1 protein-coding gene is annotated in these 1,236 nt (G+C 72.8%); it reads right to left on the bottom strand.

Annotated features, from left to right (window positions below):
* Positions 1–12 precede the first annotated feature (12 nt).
* Positions 13–1,101, bottom strand: coding sequence for an ATP-binding cassette domain-containing protein (locus FNQ90_RS23760; protein WP_182608225.1), 1,089 nt, complete (start codon positions 1,099–1,101; stop codon positions 13–15).
* Between the last annotated feature and the right edge of the window lie 135 nt (positions 1,102–1,236).

Below are 1,236 nucleotides of genomic sequence, written 5' to 3'. Positions count from 1 at the left end.
GTGCGGTGGCGCTCATCGCGAGCCCTCCTCGGGGTTCGTGGTCCGGGAGGCACGGGCGGCGGCCGGTCCGGCGGCTCCGCCGTCGGGGGCGGTCGGGGCGTTCTTCCCGTGCGGGTGGGTGTCGGCGGCCTCCCCGGCGGCGTCGGCGGCGAGGTCCGGGTCCTCGGCCGTGCGGCCGGTGAGCGAGATGAAGACGTCGTCCAGGGTGGGACGGCGCAGGCCGATGTCGTCGATCGCGATGCCCGCCGCGTCCAGTTCCCGGATGACCTCCACCAGCAGCTTGGCGCCGCCGACGGCCGGCACGGTGAGCCGGCGCGTGTGGGTGTCGACGCCGGCCTCGCCGTCGCTCAGCCGGGTGAGGACGGCGCGGGTCTCCTCCACTCGGCTCGCGTCCCGGACGATGACCTCGACGACGTCCCCGCCGCTGCGGCGCTTGAGTTCGTCGGAGGTGCCCCGGGCGATGATCCGACCGTGGTCGACGACCGCGATGCTGTCGGCGAGGTGGTCGGCCTCCTCGAGGTACTGGGTGGTCAGCAGCAGGGTGGTGCCGCCGGCGACCAACTCCTTGATGACCTCCCACAGCGCCTGGCGGTTGCGCGGGTCCAGGCCGGTGGTGGGCTCGTCCATGAACATCACGGGCGGGCTGACCACCAGGGCGGCGGCCAGGTCGAGACGCCGCCGCATGCCGCCGGAGTAGTTCTTGGCGATGCGGTCGGCGGCCTCGGCGAGGTTGAAGCGCTCCAACAGTTCGTCGGCGCGACGGCGGGCGTCGGCGGCCGACAGTTGGTAGAGGCGGGCGACCATGCGCAGGTTCTCACGACCGGTGAGGTACTCGTCCACGGCGGCGAACTGGCCGGAGAGGCCGATCGAGCGGCGCACCTCGTTGGGTTGGGTGAGGACATCGAGGCCGGCCACCTCGGCGTGCCCGCTGTCGGGGTGCAGCAGGGTGGTGAGAATCCGGACGGCGGTGGTCTTCCCCGCGCCGTTGGGCCCGAGGAGGCCGAGGACCGTGCCCTCCGGCACGTCGAGGTCGACCCCGTCCAGGGCACGGACGTCGCCGAAGGTCTTCACCAGCCCCTCGGCGTGGATGGCGCCTGGCATGTGAACTCCCGTCAGGGGGTGTGGGAGCGGGTTTCGGACCCGCGAATCGAACGATGGACATGTGGGACCGGACCGGCGGGAAAACCTACGAGCCGGGGAAACGGGCGCTCGGGGAGACAGCGGGGAGGGGCCCAC

Source organism: Streptomyces alkaliphilus, from assembly GCF_014141535.1.
In the GTDB taxonomy this organism is placed as follows: Bacteria; Actinomycetota; Actinomycetes; order Streptomycetales; family Streptomycetaceae; genus Streptomyces; species Streptomyces alkaliphilus.
Note: the sequence above shows the minus strand (reverse complement) of the source record. Positions and strands in the feature narration are given on the sequence as shown.

Bases quoted from the DNA above. Each gene is read 5' to 3' on its own strand.
- FNQ90_RS23760 (WP_182608225.1), bottom strand. From the start codon at position 1,101: ATGCCAGGCGCCATCCACGCCGAGGGGCTGGTGAAGACCTTCGGCGAC.